This is a genomic window from Desulforamulus aeronauticus DSM 10349 (genome assembly GCF_900142375.1).
Lineage (GTDB): Bacteria > Bacillota > Desulfotomaculia > Desulfotomaculales > Desulfotomaculaceae > Desulfotomaculum > Desulfotomaculum aeronauticum.
Genome location: NZ_FRAR01000012.1, coordinates 112403 through 137760, shown reverse-complemented (window position 1 = coordinate 137760; position 25358 = coordinate 112403). Strand labels below are relative to the sequence as shown.

At 42.1% G+C, this 25358-nt stretch carries 23 protein-coding genes; 4 read left to right on the top strand and 19 right to left on the bottom strand.

Translation table 11 applies throughout. From position 1 onward, the window contains the following. Positions 1-2: 2 nt before the first annotated feature. Both BUA78_RS08435 and BUA78_RS08430 read right to left on the bottom strand, forming a co-directional pair. Complete coding sequence (locus BUA78_RS08435; protein WP_072913176.1) at positions 3-428, bottom strand: MarR family winged helix-turn-helix transcriptional regulator; 426 nt, start codon at positions 426-428, stop codon at positions 3-5. Positions 429-597: 169 nt separating this feature from the next. Further along, positions 598-2031, bottom strand: a complete 1434-nt coding sequence (locus tag BUA78_RS08430; protein WP_072913173.1) for an NAD(P)/FAD-dependent oxidoreductase — start codon at positions 2029-2031, stop codon at positions 598-600. Positions 2032-2185: 154 nt separating this feature from the next. On the opposite strand from BUA78_RS08430, the gene BUA78_RS08425 reads away from it, so the two are divergent. Continuing rightward, positions 2186-3502, top strand: coding sequence for a hemolysin family protein (locus tag BUA78_RS08425; protein ID WP_072913171.1), 1317 nt, complete (start codon positions 2186-2188; stop codon positions 3500-3502). Positions 3503-3592: 90 nt separating this feature from the next. Here the strand turns inward: BUA78_RS08425 and BUA78_RS08420 are convergent, their stop codons facing one another. After that, the gene (locus BUA78_RS08420) at positions 3593-4495 is read right to left on the bottom strand and encodes a macrolide 2'-phosphotransferase (RefSeq protein WP_072913168.1); all 903 of its coding nucleotides are present in this window, start codon (positions 4493-4495) and stop codon (positions 3593-3595) included. A 378-nt stretch (positions 4496-4873) separates the two neighbouring features. Here BUA78_RS08420 and BUA78_RS08415 point away from each other — a divergent pair, with 378 nt between their 5' ends. After that, positions 4874-5545, top strand: a complete 672-nt coding sequence (locus BUA78_RS08415; protein ID WP_072913165.1) for a TerC family protein — start codon at positions 4874-4876, stop codon at positions 5543-5545. Between the two features lie 11 nt (positions 5546-5556). On the opposite strand, the gene BUA78_RS08410 is transcribed toward BUA78_RS08415, so the two are convergent. The 3 genes from BUA78_RS08410 to BUA78_RS08400 form a co-directional block, all read right to left on the bottom strand. Then, entirely contained in the window at positions 5557-6015 is a 459-nt protein-coding gene (locus BUA78_RS08410) for a universal stress protein (protein WP_072913163.1), read from the bottom strand. Between the two features lie 111 nt (positions 6016-6126). Next, a complete protein-coding gene (locus tag BUA78_RS08405) occupies positions 6127-6843 on the bottom strand; it encodes a hypothetical protein (protein WP_072913160.1) in 717 nt (238 codons plus the stop codon). Continuing rightward, entirely contained in the window at positions 6844-8121 is a 1278-nt protein-coding gene (locus BUA78_RS08400; protein WP_072913157.1) for a sulfite exporter TauE/SafE family protein, read from the bottom strand. It abuts the gene before it with no gap. 845 nt (positions 8122-8966) lie between these two features. Between BUA78_RS08400 and BUA78_RS08395 the strand changes: the two genes are divergently transcribed. Then, on the top strand, positions 8967-9377 hold the full coding sequence (locus BUA78_RS08395) for an HTH domain-containing protein (protein ID WP_238456767.1): 411 nt from the start codon (positions 8967-8969) through the stop codon (positions 9375-9377). Positions 9378-9420: 43 nt separating this feature from the next. Here the strand turns inward: BUA78_RS08395 and BUA78_RS08390 are convergent, their stop codons facing one another. Further along, the gene (locus BUA78_RS08390) at positions 9421-11469 is read right to left on the bottom strand and encodes a M3 family metallopeptidase (protein ID WP_207650491.1); all 2049 of its coding nucleotides are present in this window, start codon (positions 11467-11469) and stop codon (positions 9421-9423) included. Between the two features lie 510 nt (positions 11470-11979). Beyond that, on the bottom strand, positions 11980-13008 hold the full coding sequence (locus BUA78_RS08385; protein WP_072913148.1) for a metallophosphoesterase: 1029 nt from the start codon (positions 13006-13008) through the stop codon (positions 11980-11982). Positions 13009-13223: 215 nt separating this feature from the next. Here BUA78_RS08385 and BUA78_RS08380 point away from each other — a divergent pair, with 215 nt between their 5' ends. Next, positions 13224-13919 carry an ATP-binding protein gene (locus tag BUA78_RS08380; protein WP_072913145.1) on the top strand — a complete coding sequence of 232 codons (696 nt, stop codon included), beginning with the start codon at positions 13224-13226 and terminating at the stop codon, positions 13917-13919. Positions 13920-13981: 62 nt separating this feature from the next. On the opposite strand, the gene BUA78_RS08375 is transcribed toward BUA78_RS08380, so the two are convergent. The 11 genes from BUA78_RS08375 to BUA78_RS08325 form a co-directional block, all read right to left on the bottom strand. Continuing rightward, complete coding sequence (locus BUA78_RS08375; protein WP_072913142.1) at positions 13982-14842, bottom strand: DegV family protein; 861 nt, start codon at positions 14840-14842, stop codon at positions 13982-13984. A 158-nt stretch (positions 14843-15000) separates the two neighbouring features. Beyond that, on the bottom strand, positions 15001-15588 hold the full coding sequence (locus BUA78_RS08370; RefSeq protein WP_072913139.1) for a Uma2 family endonuclease: 588 nt from the start codon (positions 15586-15588) through the stop codon (positions 15001-15003). Between the two features lie 175 nt (positions 15589-15763). After that, entirely contained in the window at positions 15764-17074 is a 1311-nt protein-coding gene (locus BUA78_RS08365; RefSeq protein WP_072913136.1) for a sensor histidine kinase, read from the bottom strand. Next, complete coding sequence (locus BUA78_RS08360; RefSeq protein WP_072913133.1) at positions 17071-17742, bottom strand: response regulator transcription factor; 672 nt, start codon at positions 17740-17742, stop codon at positions 17071-17073. Before BUA78_RS08360 ends, BUA78_RS08365 begins: the two co-directional genes overlap by 4 nt. 205 nt (positions 17743-17947) lie before the next feature. After that, a complete protein-coding gene (locus BUA78_RS20195; RefSeq protein ID WP_072913130.1) occupies positions 17948-18922 on the bottom strand; it encodes a hypothetical protein in 975 nt (324 codons plus the stop codon). A 105-nt stretch (positions 18923-19027) separates the two neighbouring features. Continuing rightward, positions 19028-20374 (bottom strand): FtsW/RodA/SpoVE family cell cycle protein, encoded by a 1347-nt coding sequence (locus BUA78_RS08350; RefSeq protein ID WP_072913128.1) that lies wholly within the window; start codon positions 20372-20374, stop codon positions 19028-19030. Further along, positions 20365-20706 carry a PadR family transcriptional regulator gene (locus BUA78_RS08345; RefSeq protein WP_072913122.1) on the bottom strand — a complete coding sequence of 114 codons (342 nt, stop codon included), beginning with the start codon at positions 20704-20706 and terminating at the stop codon, positions 20365-20367. The genes BUA78_RS08350 and BUA78_RS08345 overlap by 10 nt, the downstream gene beginning before the upstream one ends. A gap of 341 nt (positions 20707-21047) precedes the next feature. Further along, a complete protein-coding gene (locus BUA78_RS08340) occupies positions 21048-22214 on the bottom strand; it encodes a TolC family protein (RefSeq protein WP_072913120.1) in 1167 nt (388 codons plus the stop codon). A 12-nt stretch (positions 22215-22226) separates the two neighbouring features. Continuing rightward, complete coding sequence (locus BUA78_RS08335; RefSeq protein ID WP_072913118.1) at positions 22227-23414, bottom strand: ABC transporter permease; 1188 nt, start codon at positions 23412-23414, stop codon at positions 22227-22229. Positions 23415-23418: 4 nt separating this feature from the next. Then, positions 23419-24681, bottom strand: a complete 1263-nt coding sequence (locus tag BUA78_RS08330; RefSeq protein ID WP_072913116.1) for an efflux RND transporter periplasmic adaptor subunit — start codon at positions 24679-24681, stop codon at positions 23419-23421. Further along, positions 24668-25357 (bottom strand): ABC transporter ATP-binding protein, encoded by a 690-nt coding sequence (locus BUA78_RS08325; protein ID WP_072913114.1) that lies wholly within the window; start codon positions 25355-25357, stop codon positions 24668-24670. The genes BUA78_RS08330 and BUA78_RS08325 overlap by 14 nt, the downstream gene beginning before the upstream one ends. Position 25358: the final 1 nt, after the last annotated feature.

Below are 25358 nucleotides of genomic sequence, written 5' to 3'. Positions count from 1 at the left end.
AGTTACTCCAAATTGGCATAAATCCGATTGAGTAATAGTTTTAATTCCTCCACCTGCTCTTTTTCGATACCCTCTAAGGCTTTTTCCAAAGTGGAAAGAGCCAGAGGGATTAATTTTTCTTCCAGCTCCCTGCCCCGATCGGTCAAATAAAGCAAGAAAGAGCGATTGTCACTGGGGTTAGGGCGACGAAAGATCAACTCTTTCTTTTCTAATTTATCTAAAATGCGGGCAATGTTAGGCTGATCTTTACAGGTTAATTCAGCCAGCTCCTTCGAAGAAATCCCTTCCTCCTCCCAAAGACGGTTTAGCAAAGCCCATTGTTCTGGGGTAACATCGTAAGGCTTTAGATTCTGTAGAAATTCATTTTTCATTTTTTTGTTGGTCCGGTTCACAAGAAAACCTAATGAATTTTCAATATTAAATTGCATAGTATTCCTTTCTACATGTTATTGTCCCGGCAATTATATTCACAATCCGCTATTTTATCAAGGTTATTTTTATATTTTATACTATTAACTATATGAGAAGTAACCAACGGCAGATATCTTTGTAAAAAACCACCTCCTGTGAAAAACAAGGGGTGGTTAATTTGTAATCCTAATTCACTTTTTCTATGATATCCCTGGCAATAGCTACGCCACAGGCCCCGGCTTGGGCCAGTCCTCGGGTGATACCGGCACCATCACCACCAGTGTATAAGCCGGATATTTCCGTCTCAAATTTATCACTTAGCTTAGGTCGGGCTGAGTAAAACTTCGCCTCCACCCCATACAGCAGGGTATGCTCCGAAGCGATGCCCGGTGTTACTTTATCTAAGGCTTCAATCATTTCCATAATACTCTTCATTGTGTTATAAGGCAGCACCAGACTGAGATCGCCCGGTTCCGCTTCTTTCAGCGTAGGTTCCACAAAACCTACCCGCAGGCGCTTGTGGGTAGACCGCCAACCCTTTTTCAAATCACCATATCTTTGAACCAACACACTGCCATTGGACAAATCGTTGGCCAGCCTGGAAATAGACTTGGCATATTCAATGGGTTTATTAAAGGGATAAGAAAAGTTGTGCGATACCAGCAGAGCAAAGTTGGTGTTATTACTACCCAGGCTTTTATCTTTATAAGCATGACCGTTCGCCAGCATCACCCCGCTGTGGTTTTCAATCACCACGTAGCCAGAGGGGTTACTGCAAAAGGTTCTTACTGTGGTACCCACCGAGGTACGATAAATGAATTTCCCTTCATACAGATGTTCATTAATTTCTTCCATGATGGCATCCAGGGTTTCCACACGAACCCCTACATCCACCTGGTTGTTAATCATCTCTAAGCCGCGCTTACGAAGTACCCCGGACAGCCATTCAGAACCATCTCTACCGGGAACCACAACGATTTTCTTGGCTAAAAACTCTTCCCCTTGGTTCGTGATAATACCCTCGACAGCATATTGGTCACCCTTGGCAGTTGTCAGCAAATCCGCTACTTCACTGCCAAAAACCATATCTACACGTTCCTTAAGAAACTCAAAAATATTTTTTAAAATTTCTAAGTTTTGTTCGGTCCCTAAGTGACGTACTTGGGCTCGCAAAAGTTTCAACCCTGCCCCCAGGCCTCTTCTTTCAATATCTTTGACAGCCGGGGTTAAAGGATCGGTGGTCGGAGAATTAGCACCATGCCTAATGTTGATACCATCCACATATTTGATCAGTTCCAGTACTTCGGAGGGCGGCAGGTAATCTGTCATCCAGCCCCCAAATTCCGTAGTAATATTAAATTTACCATCAGAATAGGCTCCGGCTCCGCCAAAACCATTTGTAATGGAACAGGCCGGCAGACAACCTGCAAAATCTTTTTTTACCGTGGGCGGTGGACATTTCGCCAATTTCTTTTGCAAAATAGGGCAAACACGCTTGTAAATGTCCTTCCCTTTATCTATTAGCAGCACCTTAAGCTGCGGGGCTGTAGTAGCAAGCTCATAGCAGGTGAAAATACCGGCAGGGCCAGCCCCCACCACGATTACATCATACTGCTTCATACTGCACACCTCCTTGCAAAATTCAAACAGATTAATTATGGACTGAACCAATCATTTTTGCAAGTTCAAAGAACTACTTTAAACCCTTTTCATAGAAAAGAGCTCTCTGAGGCACAATAAAAATCGTCTAGTTTTAGAAAGGACTGAGATTGGGATGACGCTCCTGAACCTATTTTGGGTATTTCTCCTGATTGCCGCGAGCGGTTTTTTTGTTGCTGCGGAGTTTGCCATCGTCAAAGTACGGGACTCTCGCATTGAACAATTGATTCATGATGGTAATAAAAAGGCCGTAGCTGCCAAAAAGATTATTCATAATCTGGATGGCTACCTTTCTGCCTGCCAATTGGGTATTACCCTTACAGCTTTGGCCCTAGGCTGGATTGGCAAACCGGCAGTAGCCAATCTAATCAATCCTGTTATTCAATATTTTGGGCTGCCAACGGCAGTGGCTGAGGGCATCTCCTTTGTCATTGGTTTTGCTACTATATCCTTTTTACATGTAGTTGTTGGTGAACTGGCCCCAAAGACCCTAGCCATTCAGCGGGCAGAACAGGTTACCCTCACACTCTCACCGTCCCTCATTCTATTTTATAAAATAGCGTATCCAGCCATTTGGTTGTTAAACGGTTCCGCCCGACAGGTTATTAAGCTGATGGGCTTACATGCCATGTCTGAACACCAGCCAATTCACTCAGAAGAGGAAATTAGAATGATTTTATTACAAAGTCATGAAGGTGGAGAAATTAGTCAAACAGAATTACAGTTAGCAAGAAATTCTCTGCACTTTGCCGACCGGGTAGCTGGTGAGGTGATGGTTCCCCGGACGGATATGACTTGCCTCTATACAAATTTACCCTGGCAGGATAATTTGAAAACAATCACCGAGGAAAAGTATGCCCGTTATCCGGTATGCGATGGAGATAAGGATCGGATTATTGGCTTCATTAATACTAAGGATTTATGCTTTAGTGGTCTAAAGGATTTAACGTTGCTTAGTATGGAGAGCTTTCTTAAGCAATCCCTACGCCAACCAATAGTGGTTACTGAACTGACACCCATTGATGAAATCTTAAAAAGGATGCAAAGAAAGCATTTGCAAATGGCTATTGTGGAAGACGAATACGGTGGCACATCCGGGTTGCTAACCATTGAGGATATTTTGGAAGAAATTGTCGGAGAAATTCAAGACGAACATGATGAAGAACGGAATGCCATTGAAAACTTAGGGGATGGCAGATACTCTTTGGACGCCAGAATGCCCATTGCTGATTTTAACGTGGAGTTTGATCTTGCTTTAGAGGCAAAGGGAGTATTTACCCTGGGCGGTTGGTTTATCGAAGAATCTCACAAGATGCCGGAACAGGGTCAAAGGGTTATTTATGAAAATATTCAATTCAGTATTTCTGAGCTTGAAAAAAATACTATCCGGCGCATTGATATGGAGTTTTTAAAGCAACCGTCAGAGAATTAGTAAAGATGGTTGGTTTGTTCTAAATTGGGGTTTTAAATAGAAAACAGCATCCACATTGACATGGACGCTGTTTTACATTTATTATCTGAGTTACCTTTCTACCCCAAGTGCTTGTTTAGCATAAATTTCATACTCTTTTATACCAGATATCACCGCAAACTCCGCAATAGCAACTGGATATGCCGCTGCCAGCTCCACAATATGCTCAAACATAGAAGGCCACACATACCCACCAGCCTTTTGATATTCCTTTATTAACCTTTTCAAAGCAGCCTCTCCAAAAGCATTTAAATGAACAACAAAATCATTAGCCGGATCATCAATATGCGCCTCTGTCCAGTCAATAAGTCCCGTAACACGAGCATCCTCATCTATAAGGATATGACCGGGATGGAGATCCCCGTGGATAAACGCTGTCTTTTGGGGCCAAAGTCCATCATTAGCTAGCCACTTTTGCCAACGATCCCAAAGTTCCTCACTAACTCCATATGCGGCTTTGATTTTATCCATTCTCTCCTTCATGTGGGGTATTAATTCCTCTGGGCTCTTCGTATCAAAGCCAGCTTTTTTAGTATCTGTATGATTTATACTGTGCAATCCAGCCATAGCACTGCCAAGTGATAGATGATAAACATCAGGCACATTTTTATCATCTATTTCCCAGATATACGCCTTTGCTTCCGGATCAATGGTTCCAGCAGGTATTCCCTTTAGCATTTTATAAGCAATTAGCTCCTCGGAAAAAATTGTCCATTGGGGTACTTGGACAGGTATCCTTGAACCCACAAGATCGAGAATGTTCTTTTCTTTCTTTGCCCTTGAAAGCACATCATCCCTTCTCGGTATACGCAGAACCCATTTTTCTCCTTGAATATCCGTCACAAACACCACTTGAAAATCAAGACCTGACTCATTGTTTTTCAAGGAATCCACTCTTACTACCAGTCCATGTTGTTTTGCCCGCTCTATTACCTGCTCATTTGTTAAGGTCATTTTGACACTTCCTTTGCCCACTAATTTTTATAATGTTGTATGGTTTGTAAGCCCACATTGAGTTGGTTTTTCTATCATTGCTTTGCATTATATAGCTACTGTCTATAGACCTTTTCTCAAACTATCTTGAAACTGACATTTAAGAAATTACTTGACAGAGAGTAGCCTTTTTTCTATACTTTTGTTAAAGGGGAGTAGCTTTAACAGCAAAGTCGTCATGACGGGTTCGCCCCGGCTTTGTTGGCAACAACAATTCGTTGTTAGCAAGACCTTTACTTAGGTAAAGGTCTTTTTCTATTTTTAACAACCTTTGCCTAACTCTTGGCAAGGGTTGTTTTTATTTTTTGGTAAATAATAATCTAGAATGGGGGACTGTTTATGGAATTATTTTCTGCACAATTTTTCTCCGCCTTGTTGTCTATCATCATTATAGACCTTGTACTAGCCGGCGATAACGCCATTGTGATTGGGCTTGCTGCCAGAAACTGTCCTAAGAAGGACCAAAAACAGGTTATTGTTTGGGGTACCATCGGGGCCATTGCCATTAGAGCCTTAGCCACCCTGGCTGTGGTATGGTTGCTAAAGGTTCCGGGTCTTCTATTAGTAGGGGGATTGCTCCTAATCTGGATTGCCTATAAACTGCTGGTAGAAGAGAAAGAACACCAGCTAAGGGTGGCTGATAACCGTTGGGCGGCCATTCGCACCATTATCATCGCCGATGCTGTGATGGGTTTAGATAATGTTTTGGCTGTTGCAGGTTCTGCTCATGGCAGTTTTTTGTTGGTAGTACTGGGGTTACTCATTAGCGTTCCCATCATGGTTTGGGGCAGCACCCTGGTCCTAAAATGGATTGAACGTTTCCCGGTAATTATCTTCATTGGCTCCGGCGTCATCGCCTTTACTGCGGCTAAGATGATCGTCGAGGAACCTTTTTGGGCAGGTTTTTTTGCTGCAAACCCCGGTATTAAATACCTATTGATGCTGGTAGTGATAGGTGGGGTGCTCATCTCTGGCAGAATGGCCAAAAGAAAAGTCGTGGCGCTGGAGTAAACGCCTTTATCCTACCTTGCCCCAAGTAAAATCGGGCATTTCACCTTTTTCGTTAAACGGTTTACATTAAACCTAAGCCCCGCTGCCGCTGCCGGAGCAGTGGCATGCGGATTAGGCAACACCAATAAAGCGGTTGCCGCCTCCTCTGTTAATTCTATGATGACCTGTTCAGTTTTGCCAACCCGGATATCCGTTGCTACTTCTACGTTATGAGCCTGACCCAGGCGGGAAAATTCACTGAGAACCACTTGCCAGTGATTCCTCAGCCCATCTTCAAGCCAATGGAAAAACTTACTGCGTGTAGCTGCAGCACTCATCCATTCATCGCCCAGCAGGTTTCTCCAGCTTTCTTCAAGAATAAATACCGCTTTAATGGGCAGCTTCATGGCTATGGCAAATGCGATAGCCGTTTCACCCGCTGTCTCAGCCGATGGTGAACCATCGGTAATAAATACTATTTGTCCTTTCATGGGCAACCTCTTTTTCTCTTTTTCATAGAACCTATTTTACTATAACCTCTATTTATAAAGAAAGAAAGGCTGGCCCAACAGACCAACCTTTCTTTCTTATTTTACTGCTTTTTATGCTTCAGCCTTTTTAGCCTGTTTGCTCATGGTAATGCCGAAACCCTGACACAGATAGTAGATGGCAAAACCGTACCATAGGGTGTAAATCATATAGAATACCAGCATGAAAGTCATGACTCCTTTATGGTCCTTTACATGCATAGTTTCTACACCATAGTAATTGTAGGAGGGTTCAATAATCTTTCTTTGCAGACCCTGTATGGCAGCAGATTCTTTAAAATTCTCTTGCCTATCCAATGCCGCAGATAGTTCTTTACTGGAGCTATACCAGTTATAGGTGACTTCTCTAGGGTCGTTACCGTACTTATCCTGCAAAGCACCACCCTGGTTGTTGTACATGGCCAGGCTATCTTGGGCAATGGTCGCATAAATATTGCCCAAATCACCCTTTAGTTCCATTTTCTCTTGGTTAACAACCACATCAACACCTTCAATAGTTCGATATTGGGCCGCCCATCGGTCTGCTTCTTCTGTAGTTTTGGCTTTAATATTTACTTCTATGGTAGTTCCCTGCCATTTTTCGGCTTTCTTGGCCTCCCCTTCTACAATGGCAACGGTGGAACCTTTGGAAATAGCATTAAACATATCATCGGCAAACTCCAAGCCATTTCTGCCATTACCAAAGGACGGGCTCATCATATAGGCATAGATGCACCAGAATGAAACTATCATTAGCATTCCCAGGATAAATGCTTTACGATCTCTAATCATTTAATGGCTCCCTCCTTCCGGATTTACAGCCGCGGATTCCGCCCTTAGGGTAGGTATCCCCTTAATGAAGGCAAGGATAATCCAACCTGCAAAAATAAAGACCAAGGCAAAGAAAATCCAGGTACCAATACTGGCCAGAAGTGCACCGGTAGAGGAACTCAAGGAGATATAACCCATTGATGACATCTTTTCCGGTAGTGCAAAAAGTCTGTTCACAAAACCTGCCATAATGGCAATGGCGTAAAAACCACGAATATAGATGCCGGGGACTACCTTGGTAGTAGCTGCTCCAATTTGGATACCCAACAAAGAGCCAACCAACATACCCATGGCCAAGGTATAGAAAATGTAACCATAGATGGCATACTGGGCAATGGAGCTATAGCCTGCCGTAAAGATAATCTGTAGGATATCGGTACCAACGGTGGTAAAGGATGAAACCCCTAAGCCGTAGACAAACATCGGGAAGGTTAAGAAGCCACCACCCACACCCATAATAGCTGCGGCAAAACCTACGACGCAACCGCAGAAGGCTACAAACCACCCGGAGATCTTCCGGCCACCGGGAGTTAAGTCTTCATCGAAGGTAATCATGGGTGCCAGGTTAATACTCTGCAATTTTTGGGCTAGGGGAGTTACCCCGCTGGGGCCACCGTGGACATCCCCTTGTTTATCACTACCTCTCGACTTAATAAAATCATGCATGGAGTATACGCCGAGAAAACCTAACATAATAACATACACTGCACTAATCATAAAATCACTAAGGACAGGGTTGGCATTAAACAAGGCTCTGTTCAAAGTACCACCTGCCGTAACACCTACCCCGGACCCTACCAAAAAAGCCACCGCTAGCGCAACATTGACGTTCCCTAGCTTCTTATGAATCACGGTACCCATAATGGCCTTGGCAAATATATGGAACTGGTCAGTACCCACTGCCAGGATTCCTTTCACTCCTAAACTCATTAAGGCCGGGGTAATAATAAAGCCCCCTCCAGCACCAATACACCCAGTAATTAGACCTGCACAGACTCCCACAACCATAGAACCGTAAAACATCACTGGTGTAAAGTGAGAAGGCCCATAGGCATTTTTGCCACCAATAAAGCCGGGTAAATCAGCAGCTTGTCCAATGGCCGGAATAATTAAAGGCAGCAGCATCACAGCCAGGATTAAAAGATGCTTTCTGCTACGAATAATATTATTTGACATTTCTAATTCCCATTTTGCGTGTGCCCTGGAAGCACTCATCAGGGCCTCGTACATTACTCTCATTGGGCAACCCCTTTCTGCTAACTGTTTGTAGTATTAGAATGTGCTTACGGTAATATTACTTTTTGTTTCATTTTCCATTCTTCTACTGATAAAAAAGGTGCTTACAACAGAATCACATAAAACATTGCAAGTACTCTCCGTTCTCCCCCCTTATTTTCATTTCGTAATAGACGCTAATTGATTAGTCCAAAACCACTTTCCTGTTCATTCTTCTTCCCCATCACCCAGCGTGTGAATAGTGTCACATCTTGTCGCATTACAGGAAATGTAGCAAATAGCTATTTTGTTGGCAATGTTTTTTCATTATCACGAGTGAAAAATAGCAATTTTATCATCACTCAAATAAATTCAAACAGCCCAAGTAACTTTTTGTCTGCCCCAAGACATTAAAAAAACGCATTTTGCCGGAATTTTGGTTAAAATTAATCATTTTTCGCAAAATGCTTGACACTAATTTATTCTTCCCTACGTTTACCTGCATCGAATCGATAAAAAACCTATTGTTGTAGTGACAATATTTGTGTTAGAATAAGCTTTAGATAACTGGATATTTTAAAAGTCGGGTTGAAACGTGTAGCGTTGTTCAACGGATTTTGGACTATCAGGGGGGGTAGTCAGCATTTTGTGCTGACTATCCCCCCTTTACTCTTCAAAATACCATTGGTTACGTTCTCTGCGGGATTTGACCAATTCATAAATCTGCGACCGTAGGGCTAAATGCGAAGGTATCTTAGGTATCTTGGTATTTAATTCACCAGCGCTTACTAAGGCCTTCTGTCTTTGGCGCTGGTTTTTAATTAGGTTCAAATTTCTGATTGCTTAAGGGGGGAGATCCTTTGAGTTTGATGGAAGTGGTTGATACAAGGGAAAAGATCCGCAAAAAAAATCGCACCAATAATCTGCGGTTGATTTTACGCTTGCTCAAAAAACACGGGCAAGAGGGTGTCACGGTTCAGCAAATGGCTCTAGCCTGCGGCGTTAGTGAGCGTAATATTTATCGTTACCTCCAAGAACTAAAACAGTTGGGATTGCAGATTGAGAGTTATAAACCGTACCAGCCGGGAATAACGGGATGTTATTATAAACTAAAGGCACCTCAAGAAAAAGATATTTCCTCCGAGGTCTTAAATTTGGTCAGCTTAAATCAAGCGTTGCAAGACTGTTATCAGGTTCAAGACAGTATTTTATTTATGAAAAAAGTTATTTTGTGGCGTTTAGCTATTCGATATGGCATTCTCGTGCCATTACATTGGTAACCTAATGGTAAGCCCAGGGGAAGACCCCCCTGGGCTTACTTTTTTAACTCTTACTATGGTATTTTTCCAACAGTGCATCCAGGGTGGCTTCCCTACCCCGGAATTTTTTATATAATACCATAGGTCTTTCTGTTCCACCCTTAGAGAGGATACATTCCCGAAAGGCCCGGGCGGTATCTTTGTTGCACACTCCCTTTTCCTGAAAGGCTTTAAAAGCATCCGCTTCTAAAACTTCCGCCCATAAATAACTATAATAGCCCGCGGCATAGCCACCCGAGAAAATGTGTGTAAAACGGGTACTCAGAAGAGTTCCTTCCACAGGCTTCAGTAGCCCCGGGTGACGGTTTGCTTTATTCTCAAAGACATCTACCGGCTCGCTAACCGGAGAAGTTATGCTATGCCAAGCCATATCCACCATACCACTGCGTAACTGACTTAACTTGCCAAAAGCACTGTGAAATGATCTCATTTCTTTAATTTTTACCAGTAACTCCTGAGGAATCTTTTTCCCACTTTGGTAATGAACTGCAAATAAGTCTAGGAATTCCCGTTCATAAGCATAATTTTCCATAAACTGAGAAGGAAGCTCTACAAAATCCCACTCTACATTGGTCCCGGCCAACTGGGCATAGGTAACATCGGAGAGTAAATTATGGAGGGCATGGCCAAATTCATGTAAGAACGTGGTTACCTCCGTCAAGGTCAGCAAGGCAGGCGAAGTAGCCGTAGGCCTGCTGAAGTTACAGGCTACACCTACCTGAGGCCGAACAGCCAAACCTTTCATTTTCTCCTGGGTTACTAACGCTCCACTCCAAGCGCCTCCGGCTTTACCAACACGCGGAAAAAGATCTAAATATAAAATCCCTAGCAACCTCTGATTAGCATCAAAAACTTCGTAGGCCGTTACATCTGTCTGATAGACCGGAATTTGAGTATTCTTCACAAATGTTAAACCATAGAGTTTGCCCGCCAGCTTAAAAATCCCCTGTTGAACATTCTCTAGCTTAAAATAGGGACGCAAAGCCTCTTCACTGACAGCATACTTTTCCTTTTTAAGCTTTTCTGCATAGTAGGCCCAATCGTAGGCTTGTAGCTCATCCTTCGCCCCGGCCTGCTTGGCAAACCTTTGTAATTCCGCTAAATCTTCCTGGGCGGCAGGCAACAGGGCGGTATATAGTTTTTCTTGAAAATCGTTAACCGTAGTTGGCTTCTCCGCCATTCTTTCTTCCAAAACATACTGTGCGAAAGTAGAATACCCCAAAAGTTTGGCCAGCTCCAGTCGGAGATTCGCTATTTCCTTAATAATTTTTCCATTATCCCTTTGATTCCCCCGAAAACCTTTGGAGTTATAAGCTTTATACAGCTGAGCCCGTAGTTCACGGTTGTCTGCATATTTGATAAAGGCAATAAAGCTGGGCTCCTGTAAGGTAAATACCCAACCGGTAAGCTTTTTGGCCTTGGCTGCCTCTGCCGCGGCTGCAATGGCTGTATCCGGCAGTCCCTGGAGTTCTTTTTTATCGGTAATGTGCAATTGATAATCATTGGTCTCTGCCAGAACATTTTGTTCAAAGGACAATGACAGTTCGGATAGCCTATTGGTTATCTCCCGATATCTTTCCTTTTGTTGTGGCTGCAAGCTAACACCACTGCGGGCAAATTGTTGATAGGTATTATCCAGCAGAGTTCTCTGCTCGGTAGTAAGCTTACTGCGATCGCATCCTTGATAAACATCTTTAACCCTGGCAAAGAGCTGTTCATTTAAAGCAATATCATTGGCATACCTTGTCAACAGGGGAGTGGCTTCCTTTATCACTGCCTGCAAAGCCGGCGTGCTTTCGGTACTGTTTAGCCAAAACAAGATGCCGGTAATCTGAGACAGGGAGCGCCCACTCCGTTCCAGTTCCTCAATGGTGTTAGCAAAGGTGGCTGGAGCCGAGTTACTTACAATCCTTTTTATTTCAAGATTTCCCTCGGCAATGGCTTGCTTGATGGCGGGAATAAAATGTTCAGTTTTAATTTTAGTAAAGGGCGGCGTCTGATGGGGTGTTTGATATTTTGCTAGTAACGGGTTATTGCTTTCCTTAAATGGCACAGCCATTGCTCCACCCGGCGGAGTCACAACGACAAGAAACAAGAGTGTGAAAAAAGTTAGTAGGTATTTTGTTGCTCTTGAATGTAATGACAATAGCTACCCTTCCTTCTTCTAGTAATCCATTGTTTAAAAACCCATTTTCGCATTGGGTATTTACAACTTCATGTAGTTTATCCTTTCCAAAAGCAAAAATTCTAGATTCTTAAATAATATAGTTAGAAGTTTATGATGAAGGAGGATCTTGTTAAATAAAAAGGAGCCCCCTCCGGAGCCCCTTGATGTTAGTTCCTTTAATGATCTGGACAATTCCCATGGCAAATGAGCAATATATAGAATAGCAAGGCCATGTGACAGATATAAATTTCAAAAAAGGTTAGGTCCATTTCTTTTCTACCTCCCCATTTCATGGCTTCTTAGTAAAAACATATGCCAAGCCTGTTTGTCCTATGTCGGTAGAAAAGAAAAAGCCAACGGCTCAAGCAACCGTCAGCCTGTTATTTATCCATACAACTATTGGGTAAACTTCATCTTGATATCAACAATCTCCGATTGGGTGCCGATGCGGACCGGGGGTCCCCAGGTTCCGTAACCCGAAGAAACAATTACTTGCAAATCACCTTTAGCCAGATAACCATAGTCTATCTCATAAATTCTTTTGGTGATAAGTTGATTGGGAAAGAACTGTCCCCTGTGGGTATGCCCTGAAAGCTGTAAATCAACACCGTTTTCTCTGGCTTCTTCTAGGGTAACGGGTTGGTGGTCCAAGAGGATAATGGGCTTTTCTAGATTCACTGTATGCATTAACTCCTTAAGGCTCTTTCTAGTTTTTTTGTGCGCGTCCTCCCTACCTACTAAATAAACCCCTGCTGCCTCAACAACCTCGTCTCTGAGAATCTTGATATTGGCTTCCTGAAAAGTCTTGACCATCTCATCCAGATTGCCACTGTAGTATTCATGATTACCCAACACACCGTAAACCCCGTATTTTGCTCGAATTGCCTTTAGGGTCTCTTTTTGTTTCTTTAGAGTTGTAATATCCCGGTCATCAAAGGTGTCTCCAGCCAAAAGCACCAAGTCTGGCTGGAGGGCATTAATGTCCTGCACCATTTTATCTACATAGTTACTACCTTTAGCACTATCAATATGAATATCAGCTAGCATAACTACATGCAAATCGCTGGCTTTTTTAGGAATGACAATTTCGTAGGGCTGTAGTTTAATCTCTTTGGCATGGACAACCCCATAAATAATGGCTATGAAGATAAGTACATAGCAGCCAACAATAAAAGGGGTGTTCTTAATAAATAAACCTAAAAAGGCTACCAGCACCGCGTAATAAAAAAACACCATCCAATAATTACCAAACAAGTTTAAAAATTTCACCCAGCCTAACCTCGTCACCAGGGGCGAGTAGGCCAAGATAATAAAGACTACCCAAAAAGCAATTTTATTTACCTTTAATAAATCCAAAATTTGCCTGCCCACTAACCAATTTAATAAGGTATAGAGAAGAAGAATTAAAGAAAATCCCAGTCTCATAACAAACTCCTTTTTTATTTTTCATTTATGGAATTAAAATTTAATTATCTGAGATATTATTATAACCTGAAACGATTCTCCAAGCACAACAATCAAAAAAATGTCTCCGTGAGACAAAATTCACGCTACAAAAGTGATCTAGCTAACACTTTTCTACTGATTTTTTTTCTATAATAAGAATCAAATAAAAGAAGTATTCTTAAGGAGGCTATTAAATGAAACGTAAAGTTATTCAAATAGATCATGATAAATGTATTGGTTGCGGCCTTTGCACCAGTGCCTGTATGCAGGGAGCACTACAATTAGTAGATGGTAAGGCAACACTGGTTTCTGAGTCCTACTGCGACGGCCTGGGCATGTGCTTACCCCAATGTCCCATGGATGCCATTCAATTGGTGGAAAAAGAAACTGAGTCCTTTGACACAACAAGAGCTAACATTAAACTAAAAGCTCCGGCAGAAACTACATCAGCCTGTGGTTGCCCTTCTTCACATACCCGAGTAATTGAGCGGGTTGAAGAAGCTCCCGTAGCCCACGGTAGTCAACCATCCCGGCTGCGTCAGTGGCCCATCCAACTTCATCTGGTAAATCCCGCGGCACCTTACTTTAAGGATGCAAATTTACTCCTCTGTGCTGATTGTGTAATGGCCGCCTATGGGGATTTTCAGGAAAAGCTGGTGAAAAACCGGGCCATTGCCATTGCTTGTCCGAAGCTGGATAATACCCAAGGGTATGTGGAAAAATTAGCGCAAATTATTTCCCATAACGACCTTAAAACCATTGTGGTAGGCCGTATGGAAGTACCCTGCTGTGGTGGTATTTCCGTACTTCTGAAAAAAGCCTTGGAAATGGCTGGTAAAGAGGTTCCCGTGCGAGAAGTGGTTATTTCTGTAGAGGGAAGCGTGAAATAGGTTTTCTACACCATTAGCCACAGGCAAGTGGTACGTAAGAGGGACTAGGCCGTTATTTTAGGCTAGTCCCTTTTCTCACGGGTATAATAAACAATTCCCAATGTCCCTGGACCTACGTGTAAACCAATAACAGGACCGATAGGATATACTGGTAAGACTGTGCCAGTCTTTTCTGCCAACTGCTGAGCGAGATTTTGGGCTTCCCGAGGGAAATTAATGTGATGAATAGCGGCCTCTCCCAGCCCCCTCTGCTCTATGTCTGAAAGAAAAATTTTGCTGATTTCTTGCACAGCCCTTTCTTTCTTCCTCACTTTACTAAGTAAGGCCGTCTTCCCGTCAATGACAGTCAATATCGGGCGTATTTGCAGCAGAGAACCTAAAAGTGCCGCTGCTCCCCCAATACGGCCACCCTTTTGTAAATATTGCAGGGTGTCCGGTACAAATAGGAACCGGCTGCGGTTCATGACAAATTGAGCTTGGGCCAGCACTTCCTCCATCGATTTGTCTGCCTTAGCGGCCCTGGCCGCTGCCAATACGGCAAAACCAAGTTCCAAACAATTTGATCGGGAATCCACTATTTCTATCCTGGCAGAAGGATATTTTTCTAACAGCATATTTTTGACCATACAGGCGGTGGAATAGGTACCACTCATAGCCGAGGATAGAAAAATACCCACAACAGCATGGTTATCCTTGATATGATTTTCAAAAACGTTGTAAAATTCCTGAGGGGTTGGTTGGGAAGAGGTAGGAATGGACTTAGCCTTCGCCATCCTATCATAAAAACTGCTATTTTCTATATCTTCTTCCCGGAAGGTTTCTGAATCGATGGTAACTCCTAGGGAGACAACGGATAGTTCATATTCATCTCGTAAATGGTCTGGCATATAGGAAGTGCTGTCTGTGACGATCTTAATAGCCAATGGTGGATACCTCCCTGATTGATGCAATTTGCATACGTTAAATAGTAAAAAGTATGCTTTCCTTTACCACAAAGGGCATACTTTTTACTATTGTTTTTTCTTTTGTCGAGAAATCTTTCGCCATTGCTTAATGATTTCCACTGTTGTCTGTTGGTCTGTCAATCCTCTGTATTTGAAAATATATCTACTAGGTTTATTTGTAAGTCGGGGAAAATGACCGGAGTTATTGTGTCAGTCTTAGTGAAGTACTCTACTTGTCTGTATTCGGTTAAGTTTTCATTTAGATAAAATCTGGAAAGAATTTGATTCGTGGGGTCAACTATCCAATATTCAAGAACCCCATTGTGCTCATAAAGTTGGCGTTTCTTAATAACATCTACACTAGCCGTAGAGGGTGAAATAACTTCTACAATCAGATCCGGGCTGCCTTTACAGCCCCTTTCCGTAATCTTGGATTTATCACAAATGATTGTGATATCAGGTTCCACAGCATGAATATTCTTTTCGTTTTTTACATCTTTTGCAAAGGTCACCCCAAAAGGGGCTACAAAAACTTTACACGCCTTACCTTTGAGGTAGTTAGCAAACTCAACAAATATGCTACCTACTATTGCCTGGTGTTCAGTAGAAGGTGGAGCCAGAGCATACGCCACTCCGTCGATAATTTGTAAACGTTCAGTTTCCGGCCAACTCAGATAGTCAGCGTACGTATATATCCTATCGTTCTTAATAGCGCTATTGCCCATGATACTCATCTCCTTACTTTCCAGAGTACTTTTATCTATATTATACCAATTCTACTTCTAAAATAAAATAATTGCAGTGTATTCCCCTTTATAACAACAACCGCACTTGGCATCGATAAAAGAGGGGCAGCCCAAAGCATTGGGTGCCCCCTAAGTCTCTACAACTCTATGTTTATTACAACGGTATCCTAACAGTGGTAGCTACGCCATTTCGTTCATTGGTCAAAGTAATTTGACCTTCATATATCTTTAAAATTCGCTGTACAATGGCAAGTCCCAAACCAAACTTACCTTCTCGTCCTTTCTGGAAGGGCTTGAAAATTTCATTTACCAGGGTAGGTTCTACCTGGGAACCATCATTCCATAAATACAGCAGAGCTTCCGTTTTGCCACTGTTTGCACTTAGGGTTATGGTTAAGGTGGATACTGCATAGCGAAGGTGATTTTCTAAGAGATTTTCAATCATCACCCGTAATGTATCTTCATCACCCTTAACGATTACCGGCTGCAAGTCTAATTGACAGGCTATTTCCGGCCGCTGCAACCTTAGTCGCTGGACAATTTTCTCAATTAACGGTTCGAGTTGAACATCCACAAGGGTTGCATTTCTAGTGGCCAGATAATCTAAGCGTGTTAAGTAAAGCAATTGTTTAATCAGCTTTTCCAGACGTTCTCCCTCTTCGTCGATTACCTCGATACTCCCATTCAGGTCTCCCTTGGGATAGACCCCATCCTGCATAGCCTGGGCATAACTGCGAATCACCATGACCGGTGTTTTTAATTCATGGGAGATATTTTGTAACATCAATTGCTGGGTTTCATCCTGCTTTATCAGTTGTTGGCGCATACTATCAATGGATTTGGCTAACTGCCCAATTTCATCATTTCTTTGGATATCCAAAGGTTCATGCCAATCGCGATTGGCAATGCGCTTTACGTGCTGCTCCATAACGGTAAGAGGCCGAGTGAGGTAGCGCACAATCAGCAAAGAAACAAACCACGTAGCCACCAGAGCAAGCCCAACGTAAAGCATAAAATTAAACAATAATTCCTTGACAAATCGATCTTCCTCTGGCTTTTTGAGAAACATAATTTGGTACAGAGGACGTTCATAAGCTACGTCCCTGGAAATAACATAACGAATCGGAATTGGCCCATTCTTGCTTTCGTATAGTTTTTTAACCCTTTGTTGGTACTCAGCGTTTTTCTTTATTTCCTCCAAAAAAGAGGGCTGAAAAGCTTTCTGAGCCTCTGCGGGCAAGGTGGTGCCGTCTTCCAGCATAATAAAACTGCGTATATGAAAACCCCGGTAATTTAGAGGCTCTTCAAACTGATTAAGAGGTCTTTCACGGGGTGGTTCCATCATGTTGTCAGTAAAGAAACTGCGCACCAAAGGGGGCGTAATTACGATGACGCCCAAATATAATAACAAGCTAACGGCAGAAATACCCAGCCATATTTTTACGGTCAGTGATAAATTTTTCATTTCGTTAACATCCTGTAGCCATAACCATAAATAGTTTCAATGCGTAACTCCGGCAACTTTTTTCGTAACCGTCTGACCAAGTCATCTACAGAGCGGTCTGTACCGACATAGTCATCTCCCCAAACCCAAGTAATAATCTGATCTCTGGAAAGGGCTTGCCCCTTATGTTTGGCAAAGATAAAGGCTAGATCGTATTCCTTTGAGGTTAATTCAATAACAGCCAGCTCTTTTCGAATTTCTCTCTTTCCTTCATCCAAGATATAGGGTAATAGATCCAGCAAGGTGTTTTCAACACCTGACGGCTTGTCGTAGACCCTTTCCAGCACTCTCTGGGCACGAATGACTAGCTCTCTAGGGAGAAACGGTTTAGCCAAATAATCATCACTTCCCATTTCCAATCCCATAATTCGGTCGATATCAGCATCTCGGGCAGATATAAAGATTATCGGTACCTCCGGGGATACCTCTTTAATGCGCCGTAGCAATTGATAGCCATCTATATCCGGGAGCATAATATCTAAAATCCAGAGATGGGGTCGTTCATCAATAGCCTGCAGGGCAGCTTTGCCGTCGCAAAAGGATTTTACATCCCACTCTTCCTTTTGCAAATAGGACGTTAAAATTTGATTAAGGTTAAGCTCATCTTCAACCAAAAAAATACGAAACAAGCTTATCCCCCCTTACCAGATGTTATGACTTGAAAACCGATACGTTACTTTCTGAAGTTAGAAAAGCTTAGCTGACGCTATACCCTAAAGTACCCAAGAGTCTTTGGTGTCAGCCTTAGTTTTCCCTTATTGCACATTGACAAGTTGATACTTTCCAAGATGCTGAAAATCCAGACCCCCTTTGTGGGAGGGAGTCTGGTTTATGTTAGGAATTAGACTCTGCTAATTTATTAGATAACTCTTGGTTTTTTTCCTTCACTTGTTCTAACATCTGGGGCAATAATTCTTTCATTTTAGCTTCGTCATTAGCTTTTACTGCTTCTTGGAACTGGGCCATCGGGTGATTTTTAGTAGCATCGCCTCTGAACTTCAGGCCAAGATTTTTCATTTCTTCTTGAGCCTGTTCTTTGGTCAATTTACCGTTTTTTACTTCCTCCTGAATCGTTTGGAGCTTTTGTTTTACTTCATCAGATAATTCGGGACGATCTTTATCTACAGGTCTCTGAATACCAAGGGCCTTAAGTTGTTCCTGGGCTTGCTCCTGGGTTAGGGTGCCATTTTTAAGGTCTTCACGAATAGCCTGCATCTTTTCTTTTGCTTCATCGGACATTTGGGGACGGTCTTTGAAGTTACCTTTCAATCCTTCAATGCCAAGGCTCCTTAATTGTTCCTGAGCTTGCTCCTGGGTTAGGGTACCATTTTTAAGGTCTTCACGAAGGGCTTTCACCTTTTCCTTTGCTTCATCGGACATTTGGGGATGGTCTTTGAAGTTACCTTTCAATCCTTCAATACCAAGGCTCTTTAATTGTTCCTGAGCTTGTTCGCGGGTCAGGTTGCCGTTTTTAACGTCCTCCTGAATTGCTTTTACTTTTTCTTTCACCTCTTCAGATAATTGGGGCCTTTGCGGCATCTTGTCCTTCATCTCTTGCCTTAACTGATCCTGTGTCGCCAGGGCACTTTGCCATTCTTCTAAACTGTCTGGTGTGTATTTAGTAACCATTTCCAAAAGCTTATCATTAAATTCCTGTTGTTTTTCTTGATTAAAAAGTTGGTGATGGGCAAAACCTTTTGTTCCTTTAACCTCTTGACCATTCACCACGTCAGCAGCAAAAGCGGTTGTCGGTACCAGTACTGCCAGGGCTAAGATTGTTGAAACGGCTTTGGTTTTCCAGTTCTTCACTTTTATTCCTCCTTAAATTATTTTCACTGTAACTACGTTTATACTATAAGTCCAGATTACGGAACAATTATCAAAGAACTGTGGGAAATTATGAAATTACCTTTGTCATAATAGTAGCTGTTCTTCCTCATTTGTTTTACGAATCTTGATTGGATTAACTAGTACATTTTTTCGTCTGTAGACACTTAAGACTAAGCCTATGATTGCCATGTTAATAACGGTTTGGGTGCCGCCGTAGCTAAAGAAGGGTAAACTTATGCCACTTATGGGTGCAAGTCCTACGGCCATTAAAATATTCCAGAGAAAATGTAATCCAAGAATACTAGTTAGTCCAGTAACTAACAATCTGCCAAACTTATCTTTAACCCGCTTAACCAAATCTATCATGATGGCTGTCAAGGCAACGGCCAAAATGATCACAACCGCACCGGCAACCCAACCAAAGGTATATACAATATAAGAAAAGATTAGGTCTGTGTGGAATTCTGGCAGGTTTCCCGAAAAGGTAAATCCCTGTCCCCAGAGCCCTGCAGATCTTATGGCTTCAATTGATTGGATATAGATATACCCACTCCCCAGCGGGTTATGATAAGGATTCATAAACGTAAGCAATCTGTCCAATAGATAAGGCTCTTGAACCAAAGAAAATATAGAGAAACCCATTGGTAGAATGGCTATGGCCGTAAGCTGTTTTTTGCTAACTCCAGCTAGTGACAGTAGAATTAGAAATACCGCTGTATAGATAATTACCCCAGTGAAAGAAGGGCTCATGAAATAAAAGATATTGGGTACGATTAACAGAAAAATAGTACTGACAAACCAATTGGGCTTGGACCAATCTTTATTAAAAAAAATACTGGCCAAGGCAACGGTTAACAAAAACGGAGTAGCACCAATATAGTCAATGTTTATAAAACCCAAGTTTAAATATGGTTTTACGTTAGTTGTCGAACCTAGCATAGGCGACATAAGCAGCATAAGCCAAATAAACATTGTGCCGGAAAACAGCTGCCAACCAAAATTTTTTAGCTTTCTATAGTCAAAATAAGTAATTCCTAAAAGTACTGCTAAGCCAAAAAAAACGTAAATGACACTGTTTGTAAAAATAGATACCGACAGTTTCTTCGTTAATAAACCCTGCATCTCTACTGAATATAGCGTGCATAACCCCATCCCCGCTAAAATGGCTACGATCGATAGTAACTTCCAATTGGTAGGAGGTTTATGGGCTTTATGCAACTGTTTGCCTAAAACAACTGAGTCTCCCATCCTATTGATAGCCAGTTCTATTGCTTCTTGCTCAGAAATACCCTCCGCAGAATACTCTGCTACACGATCCTCGATATGGGAAAGCAGTTCTTGCTTAACTTGTTCATGCACCTCAACCCATTTAATATGTGAACAAACATGATTCAAATATTCCTGTACCTGCTGATTCCGTTCTATCGACATATCATAGCCCCCTCAAGAACTTTATCAACCGTTGAACGAAAGACAACCCACTCCTTACATTTTTCTTCAAGTTGTAAACGACCTTTATCGGTTATCCGATAGTATTTTCTTTGGCGGTTTCCTGTAGAATCTGACCAGTACGCTTCCACCATTTCATCCGACTCTAAAGAATGCAGAATTGGGTAAAGTGTTCCTTCTTTAAAAGCAAACACACCTCCAGAAGCATTTTCAATCTCTTTAATCATTTCATAGCCATACATCGGTTTACGTTCAAGTAATTTTAAAATAAGAATGATGGTACTTCCTTTAAGCAATTCCTTATTGATTTTCATGCAACTTTTCACCTCTTAATAACATCGATTTGCAATGCATAGTAATTCTAGGTATGATTATACGTTTTTACCGCTTTATGGTCAATACGTTTATCTATTTAATTTAACTATTAAAAAAGGATCAAACTTAACCTTTTGACCTATTTGAAGTTGGTTTTCAACAATAGCCAAAAGAGCTAAGCCTGACCGGATTTGCTACGATTTGCTATTAGGTTATGATCTAAGGGTGCGCCAGGTCTTTAGAGGCTAGCGGCTGCTTAGTCTCTTTAAAAAACCAGTGCCGACTGTCGGACACTGGTTTCTTGTAATTTTCTATGTTATTTCATGATCTAGTTTGTTTCTTAATTCATAACAATACCTTCTGCCGCTAATTTTAAAGAACCCTGGGCTAGATACAGAGCGTATGCCGCAGAAATCTTCTGATTTTGCATATTTAAAAAGCTTAATTCACTTTCCAGAAAGGCTTGTTTTGAAATTTGTCCCAGTTCATAACGCTTTTTGTCCCATTCATAGGATCTCTGGGCATTTCTAAAATTGGTTAAAATAAGCTGATAATTCTCTTGTTTTGACTTTGCATCAGTCAGCATATTATTAACCTTTTCGTACAATCCATTAGTTTCATCTACTAGTTCAAGTTCTTTTGCTTTAATTTCCTGACTTAGAATTAATGACTTATAATAATCATCTTCGTCTTTATAATCCTCTTTGGAATTATTAAGATCTCTTTTTAGCTGGGAGAGGCGCGTATAGGAATAGGTTACATCGGACAATAATCTTTCATACTCTGGGATCTCCAGGGTTACTGGCACTTCAAAGGAAGCTAACTGCAACTCCTCGTCATACCCTCTGCCCATCATATCGTTTAATTGACCCTTTTTGGTTTTAATATTATTGGTTTGTTCAATAATGTTTTTATTTAACTGTTTAACACCTGCAACCAGCTCATCTACTTTATATTGGCTGCTGCTACCTAAGCCCAGTTTTTTTCGTTCCACATTCAAAAAATATTCCTTCAACTCATACTCTTTATTTAATTTTGCCAGGTCAGCTTCCTGATTTAAGATGGTGGTATAGAATTCTTCAACAAGGTATCCTAATTGCTTCTGGTAGTTGTTTTCTTCCTTTACAGCATCATTATAGCTATCTTCTGCATTATCAATGCTGTCTGAGGCTGACTCAATTTTTTCAGACTGGGAGTCCAGTTGATCCAAAATACTGTTAGAATAATTATCTTCGTCCAACTTACTACCGATACTGTTATACCGATCGATAGCTTCATTTAATTGATATTCTGCCTGCTGTTGTTGGTATTTAGTTTTCTTTACATTACTTTCATGTTTTTGTAAAGTCCTGCTATTTTCTATAGCCAATCCCCTAGCTTGTTCTAAGGTGATTATAGGAACAACTGTTGCTGTTGTTGTCGTTACCTCTGCTTCAGCAGTATAGCCACTTGAGGCATTCCCCAGTACCAGTGACAATGCCAGTAGGAGAATTAGTTTTTTGCTCATAAACCTCACCTTTTATTCATATCGTAATGCTTCCAAGGGACTTAAATCAGCCGCCTTCCAGGCTGGGTAAAATCCGAAAAAAACACCGGTAACCACAGAAAAGATTAACCCTAAGAGGACTCCACTGACCGAAGCGATGGCTGCTAATTCAAAGTACCGTAAAATGGGCACCGTGATGAAACCGACAATCACACCAATGACGCCACCTACTAAACTAATAATCACTGCTTCAATAAGAAACTGATTTAATATTTCCTGCTTCTTGGCACCAATGGCTTTCAGGGTACCAATCTCCTTTGTTCTCTCTTTTACGGTTACAAACATAACATTCATAATCCCGATACCGCTAACGATCAGCACCACCACCGCCACCGCTAGTAAAAGCATGGACATAGATCTGGCCGATTCCTGAGCCGCGGCCAATCTACTGCCGGCATCCATAATGCGAAATTGATCTGCTCCACCGGCCCGATGATTTTCATCTAGGCTACTCTGAATGTCTGCAATGGCTGCCTGAACGGTGTCCAAACTGGTGGCCTGCACGTTGATAGTAGGGTTGGCCCGAGTACCTAACAAATACTTTTCTCCCACGCTGTAAGGTACAAAGGCGGCATCATCATAACTCTGGCCTGAGCCGGAATCACCCACCCGATTATAAATGCCGATGACCTCAAACCGCCTGCCGCTGATACTGATATTCTGGCCGACAATTTCTGAAGAATTACCGTCAGTCAACGTATTAGCTAGTTCTGCACCGACCATGGCAACCCTATTCTTTTTATTTTCGTCTTCTTCGTCAATGTTCCGGCCTAGTTCAGCCGTTAAATTATTACTGGTTTGAAATTCCGGTTCCACAGCCATAAAGCTCGCCGAGGCCGAGTAATTATTGTAGTTAATCGTACCGTTCCCCCGTAATAAGGGAAAGGCCTGGGCTATGTTGGCACTGGCTAAAAAAAGTTCTGCATCTTTTTTGGTTAAGGGATCCGCCACTCTACCTCTCTGAGCAGGCATTACGATAATGGTACCAACGTTTAACTTAGAGTATTGCTCATTGACTTGAGCTTCTCCCCCTTGACCAATGGCCACCACCAAAAAGATCGTGGCCGTCCCCACAATAACCCCCAGAGTGGTAAGAAAGGTCCGCACCTTGTTCTGGGTGATATTGGTAAAGATTAATTTAAGCAGTTGTTTAAGTTTCAAGAGATCACCTGCTTCTGAAAATCATTTGGTTAGAATTGGCCTGGGGTGTAGTAGCAGACCTGGTACTCGTGGTCTTAGCCGTGCTAGCTCGTTGGTAAACCACCGTCTCATTTCCTCTGAGACCTTCTACTACCTCTACATTGGTACCGTCGGTAAAGCCGGTCTTAATTTGTTTTTCCGCCTGTTGTCCCTTTTCATCCAGTACCGTAACCACCTGCTTACCCTGCACCATTTTGACCGCCTGATAGGGTACCATTAAACAATCCTTTACTTCCTTAATAACAAAGGAGACTGCACAGGTCATACCATCCTTTAGCTCTGACCCAAGGTCTTTGATGGTAATTTCTACTGAGTAATTGACCAAACCATTGGAACCCTGAGTAGGTAATGCATTTATTTTGGTCACTTCACCGGTAAACTTTTTATCCGGAATAGCTTCCACCGTCACATAGACCTTTTGTCCCACTTTGATTTGACCAATATCGTACTCAATTACATTGGTGATGGCTTTGATGGTATTGTCTTCATGGATGGTGGCAAAGTCTTCCTCGTCGGTGAGACTTTCCCCAACCTTTTTAGCAAAATCTAAAACAACACCGGAAATAGGAGCATATAAAATGGTATCTTCTAAATCTTCCTTCGCCATGTTTACTTGCAATTCGTTCTGGTCTAAACCCCGCGCCTTTTGCAATTCATATTTCTGCTGTAAATTTTTGAATTCTGTTTCTTTGTTGGCCAACTCTAATTTTTTTAACTTTAGCTCGTTAGCTGAATAGGCCTCGGGAATAGCTTCCATTTCTTTATATTCATCCCGCAGCTTCTCTAAGTCAGCATCTGCCTTTTTTATCGTTAGTTCATTATCTAGCAAGCTGGTAGTCTCTTGCTCCTGGGCTTCCTGCAATTTAGCTACCGCTAATTGATACTGATCCTGATAGTTTTTATCGTCTAATCTGGCGATAATATCTCCTTTATTCACCTGCTCCCCTTCGTCCACCAAGATTTCCGCAATGCTCCCTCGGACATGAAATCGGAGGCTAACTTTAGAAAAATCAATGGTACCATCGGAGTCCAGACCCACCAGGATGTCACCCCTTTGCACTTGGGCTTGTTGAATTTGCACCTGAGTACCCTGATTGCTGCTTTGTTTTTGGTACCAGTAACCAACTCCACCCATTAAAGCAAGGGCCACTACCAGAGCAAGCCAAAGAGATTTTTTCGTTTTAAGATTGGTCAGTCCTTTTAAACTCTGTGCACTAATTATTTTCATATAACTTACCATCCCGTATATAGACTAGCTTTTTGACTTGATCTGCCACCTCGACATCGTGGGTAATAATGACAATCGTGTTTCCTTGTTCATTAAGCTCCCGAAAAATTCGCATGGCATCCTCACTGGACTTACTATCCAAATTTCCTGTGGGTTCATCGGCCAATAATAGCTCTGGATTTCCCACAATGGCCCTGGCTATGGCTACCCTTTGCTGCTGGCCACCGGAGAGTTCATTAGGACGATGGCCTAGCCTTTCTCCTAAACCCAATAAAGTCAATTTTCCCCTGGCTAACTCCCCTGCCTCTCCCTCGTCCATGCCCCGGTAAAGCAAGGGCAGCATAACATTTTGCAGTGCTGTCAGCCTAGGTAATAAGTTAAACTTTTGAAAGATAAAACCAATTTTTCTGTTTCGAATTTCAGCCAATTCATTCTCTGTAGCGGTTAAGACATTTAGCCCATCTAAATAATACTCTCCGGCGGTAGGAATATCCAAACACCCCAGTATATTCATCAGTGTTGATTTGCCCGAACCCGAAGGCCCGAGGACCGCCATAAAGTCACCATCATAGACTTGGATGCTGACATCATCCAAGACCTTGAGCTCTTCGGAACCATTTTGATAGATCTTTACCAGGTTAGCAGCGTCAATGACACATTTTTTTTGTTCTACCATG